This window comes from Promicromonospora kroppenstedtii DSM 19349 (assembly GCF_000515355.1).
GTDB classification, from domain to species: Bacteria; Actinomycetota; Actinomycetes; order Actinomycetales; family Cellulomonadaceae; genus Promicromonospora; species Promicromonospora kroppenstedtii.
The window spans coordinates 69,896-74,435 of record NZ_KI911756.1 but is presented as its reverse complement, the minus strand read 5'-3'; the positions used below and the strand labels follow the sequence as shown (position 1 = coordinate 74,435).

At 71.3% G+C, this 4,540-nt stretch carries 6 protein-coding genes and 1 tRNA gene; 1 reads left to right on the top strand and 6 read right to left on the bottom strand.

The features are described from left to right. Positions 1–211: 211 nt before the first annotated feature. Together dcd and PROKR_RS31090 are read right to left on the bottom strand one after the other, a co-directional pair. The gene (gene dcd, locus PROKR_RS26575; RefSeq protein WP_020017521.1) at positions 212–787 is read right to left on the bottom strand and encodes a dCTP deaminase; all 576 of its coding nucleotides are present in this window, start codon (positions 785–787) and stop codon (positions 212–214) included. 95 nt (positions 788–882) lie between these two features. Then, on the bottom strand, positions 883–1,314 hold the full coding sequence (locus PROKR_RS31090) for a TM2 domain-containing protein (RefSeq protein ID WP_051433397.1): 432 nt from the start codon (positions 1,312–1,314) through the stop codon (positions 883–885). Between the two features lie 156 nt (positions 1,315–1,470). On the opposite strand from PROKR_RS31090, the gene PROKR_RS26565 reads away from it, so the two are divergent. Beyond that, a tRNA-Gly gene (locus PROKR_RS26565) sits at positions 1,471–1,544 on the top strand. Between the two features lie 75 nt (positions 1,545–1,619). Here PROKR_RS26565 and PROKR_RS26560 read toward each other — a convergent pair. From PROKR_RS26560 to PROKR_RS36335, 4 genes are all read right to left on the bottom strand, one after another. Further along, positions 1,620–2,375: a class I SAM-dependent methyltransferase gene (locus PROKR_RS26560; protein WP_245605977.1), complete on the bottom strand. Its 756-nt coding sequence runs from the start codon at positions 2,373–2,375 to the stop codon at positions 1,620–1,622. A gap of 48 nt (positions 2,376–2,423) precedes the next feature. After that, the gene (locus tag PROKR_RS26555) at positions 2,424–2,945 is read right to left on the bottom strand and encodes a hypothetical protein (protein ID WP_036969769.1); all 522 of its coding nucleotides are present in this window, start codon (positions 2,943–2,945) and stop codon (positions 2,424–2,426) included. An 86-nt stretch (positions 2,946–3,031) separates the two neighbouring features. Further along, positions 3,032–3,844, bottom strand: a complete 813-nt coding sequence (locus PROKR_RS26550) for a DUF1206 domain-containing protein (RefSeq protein ID WP_036969767.1) — start codon at positions 3,842–3,844, stop codon at positions 3,032–3,034. Between the two features lie 101 nt (positions 3,845–3,945). Beyond that, positions 3,946–4,540 (bottom strand): hypothetical protein (locus PROKR_RS36335; protein ID WP_211240250.1); only part of this gene is annotated, 595 nt, incomplete at its 5' end.

Here is a 4,540-nt window from a genome sequence, read left to right as displayed (position 1 = left end):
CCTCGATCTCGTCCAGCTCCACGTCACCGGGCACGGTCAGCACATGCCTGGCCTGGTGTGCCTGCGCAGCCGTGCGCGGCAGGAGCGGAAGCTGGGGAGCGGCCATCGGGGTCCCTTCGAGGTCCGGGTGCCCGGCCGGCGCCGGGCACCCGGAGCCTACCTTCCGGTGACCGCCTGGCGGCGCGCCCGGACGGCCCGTGGGCCGGCCCTCTCAGACCGTGGTGCGGTGGAAGTTCTGCGAGGAGCGGGACGCCGTCGGGCCGCGCTGTCCCTGGTAGCGGGAGCCGTACAGGTCCGACCCGTACGGGTGCTCGGAGGCCGACGAGAGCCGGAAGAAGCAGAGCTGGCCGATCTTCATGCCGGGCCACAGCTTGATGGGCAGCGTGGCGACATTGCTCAGCTCCAGCGTCACGTGGCCGCTGAACCCCGGGTCGATGAAGCCGGCGGTCGAGTGCGTCAGCAGGCCCAGGCGGCCCAGCGAGGACTTGCCCTCGAGCCGGGCCGCGACGTCGTCGGGCAGCGTGACCGCCTCGAAGGTGCTGCCGAGCACGAACTCGCCCGGGTGCAGGACGAACGCCTCGCCGTTCTCTGCCTCGACGAGGCGGGTCAGCTCGGGCTGGTCCGTCGCCGGGTCGATGAAGGGGTACTTGTGGTTGTCGAACAGCCGGAAGAACTTGTCGAGGCGCACGTCGATGCTCGACGGCTGCAGCATCGACGCGTCGTACGGGTCGAGCACCACGCGGTCGGCGTCGAGCTCGGCACGGATATCGCGGTCGGAGAGGAGCACCCGGATACGGTACTGGCCACCGCGGGCCGACGCCGCCCCGGCTCGGAACGGGCGTCGGCTTCGCCGGGGCGTGCTCGGCGATCAGCGGGCAGTGGTCACCACTGCAGGGGACGGTGCTTCGAGTCCACCGACCAGTAGCCCTTGCGCATGACGAGGTACAGGACGCCCTCGATAGCGCCCCAGATCGCCGGGACGAACCAGGCCTGGCCGAGCGACACGGCTGTGATGAGGAGCATGACCCAGCCCAGGCCCTTGTAGCCCAGGTAGAACCGGTGGGCACCCACCACGCCCAGCAGGATGCCGAGCAGGCCCGCGGTGATCCGGGACTTGCGGCCCGGGACGTGCTCCGTCGGCGGGGTGGGGCGGTCGTAGTCGTACTGCTGCTGGTAGTTCGCCGGGGCGGACTTGGGCGTCTGCATGGCACGGGTCTCGCGCGCGGCCTTCGGGGGCTGCGGCGGGCGCGGCGGCAGGGGTTTGGTCTCCTGATAGATCGGCTCGGTCGGCTTCTCGCTGGGGTGCTCGCTCACTGCTGCTCCGGCTGCTCGGCGACACTCGCGCGGAAACCGGTTCGGGCATCCGGGCGAGTTTGGGTATGATCGGGTCGCGCGCCAGGTTCAGGGGGCGCTGTTGCGGAACCCTAGCGGGATTCCGGAACGGCAGAAACCCGGTCAGAACCGGACGTTGCGGGTGTAGTTCAATGGTAGAACTTCAGCTTCCCAAGCTGATAGCGCGGGTTCGATTCCCGTCACCCGCTCCAGCACGAGGGCCCCAGGTGAGGACACAGATCCCGACCTGGGGCCTTCGTCGTTCCCGGCGCCGGGCAGCCAGCCGCTCAGGGAAGGGGCCGGAGCCTGAAGATCAAGATGCCGAGGTGCTTGTCCATCCACGCCTGCTTGTGCGGGTAGCGGCGTCGGGCGTCCTCGGAAAGCTGCGGTTCGACCGCAGCCTCGATCCAGAGCCCTGCCGCGCTGAACAGGTTGAGCAGGTCGGAGACGGTGTAGACGCGCTTCGTGAGGGAGACCTGGTCGTTCCAGGCGCTGTGGGAGTAGGTGTAGGGCGCCGTGGAGTGGTACTCCTCGCCCAGCGTGGTCCCGTTCTGCTCCGCGCGTTCGACGGCCCACCTGATCGGGTGGGTCCTGCTCAGCAGGATGAACCCGTCGTCGGCGAGCATCGTCCGTGCCGCACGCAACGTACGCACCGGGTCGTTCGCGTACCCGATCGACTGCAGGAACAAGATGCGGTCGAACATCCGGCCCGCGAGCCCCGGTGCTGACTCGAGGTCGGAGAGGTCGCCTCGGAGGAGCTCCATGCCGGGTGCCGGTCCGACCTGGAAGTTGTCGCTGATGTCGACGCCGACGGACGCCGTCGCACCGTCGCGTACCAGCTCTGCCAGCTTGGCGCCGTTGCCACAACCGACGTCGAGCACCGACCGACCGTCGACGTCACCCAGGAGGTCGCGCTGCGCGGGCCACTCGACCAGGCGGTCCAGCGAGTCCTCTTTGGCTCGGGCCTGCTCGTACCCCTCTGCGAGCCTGAACCACGGCTGACTCTCGTCCCTGCCGTCGGGCCCATGGGAACCGGTCGGCACGTGTGATTCATCAGGAGGCGCCACGAAGCAAAACCTAGCCGAACCGCTTCAGCCGCAGTCGATCGGGTGGGAACTCGGCGTGACCGGATCGCTCGCCGCGCCACGGACGGTGAGCGTCCCACCGTGCGGCCCCAGAGCGAGGTCGTAGGTGCCTGCCCGGACGGGACGGTAGCCGTCGTCGGTGACCCAGGTTCCGGTTCGCTGCCCGACGCCGAGGTTCCGCACCACGTAGACGTCACCGCTCCCGGCCATCAGGAAAGACGTCTCCCGTGTCACGACGCGACACTCGTCGGCGCTCCCGGACGGGAGCACCTGGTACTGCGCCCCGCCGAACAGGTCGCCGACCGCCGCCAGGCCGAGACTCACCACGGCCAGCCCCGTGGTGACCGCCCGGGCCCTGCGTGGAATCGCCCGTCGTGCTCCCGACGTCTCGTCAGCAGCGGGCGCACCGGCGGAGCGCGGGAGCCACAGGAGAACCAACGCTACGACGAGCAGCGCAGCGCCCAGGGCCCACCCGGGGACCACACGATCCTCGACGACCAGCACCCATTCGAGCCATGACAGCACCACCGCGAGCGCCGCGCCTCCTAGCCCGAGGCCCGTCAGCAGAACCTGGCCCGAACGGCCGGATCGAACCGGCTCGACCCCCGTCCGCATCAGAGCCGCGCGAAGCGCGCGCGGGCGAAGGAGTAGCCGCCGTACGCGGCGATGCCCACCCCGACCACGATGAGCAGCACCGTGCCGTACGGCTGGTCGCGCACGGCGTGCAGCGCCTCGTCGAGGCCGCCTGCCTGCTCGGGGTCCGCCGTCACCGCGGCCGCCACGACCAGCCCGCCGACGACGCCGAGCGCGACACCCTTGGCGATGTATCCCGCCTGTCCCAGCCGCACCACGACGGGCCGGACCGCACCGCCGCCGGTTCCCGTCAGGTCCTCCAGGAACTTCTTCCGCGCGCCCTTCGCGACGTGGTAGACGCCTACGCCGACGATCACGAGGCCGGCGGCGCCCACGAGCCAGGCGCCGCCCGGCATGCCCAGCACCTTCGCGGTCAGGCTCTCCTCGCTGCCGCCGCTGCCGCCGGCCCCCGTCGCGTAGCGGACACCGGTGACCGCGAGCGCTCCGTAGAGCAGGGCCTTGGCCACGCTCTTGGCCCGCGCGGCAAGCTGGTTCTCCGCGTTGGGCACGCCGACGACGGCGGTGGCGAGCTGCCAGACGGCGAGGGCGGCGAAGCCCACGGCGACCAGCCAGAGCACCACGTCGCCGCCCGGCATCTGGGCGACCGCGCGGAAGGCGCCGGACTGGTCCGCCTGGCCCTCGGACTCGCCCAGCGCGAGCTGGACGGCGAGCCAGCCGATCATCAGGTGGAGCACACCCGATGCGACGTAACCGCCCCGGGCCAGGCCGCCGACGGCGCGACTGTTCTTCGCTCGGCGTACGGCGCCGCCGGCGGTGGTGGAGTTCTTGGGCACGGGTACACCTCCATCGGGTCGCGCGGGTCGCGACGTCTCCACATTCCCGCATTTCACCGCAATTCGCATTCCTACTGGTTCTCCGTGCCGGGAAACGCAGCTCAGGAGCCCTCGGCCGCCTCGTCAGGCAGCGTGGTGAGAACCGTCAGCGGCACGTGCGCCTCCCCCGCCTCCGGTTCGAGGCCGACCAGCACCAGTACGTCCCGTCCGTCGGCGCTGATCCAGCCCTGTGTCCAGGCGTCGTCCCCGGCCGGCAGGTCCGGCATCGACGCCCAGCCGCGGCCGACGAGCTCGTCGGCGTAGGCGTCCCGGACGGCGGCCGCGTCGACGTCGACCTCCAGGACGAGCGGCAGGCTGCGCAGCTTCTCGGCGTCGACTTCCTCGACGAGCACGTCGTGGACAGGGCCCGAGGCGCGCAGGTCGCGCGAGGCGACGTCGTCCCCGAAGGCGTACTCGTCCGGGGCGGTGACCCCCGACGGCATGTCGGGCAGCGTGCCCGGGGGCGGCGGCGTCGAGCAGGCGGCCAGGAGGGCGGCGACCAGGACCGCGGTCGTGAGGCGCAACCCACCGCGCGCGGACCGACGAAGGACGGGACAGGACGACCGGGACGTCATCGGCGCAGTCTGCCGGGCCGGGATGAACACGAGGTGACACAGGAGCGCCGCGGCCCGGACCCACCGTCCGGCCCGCGGCGCT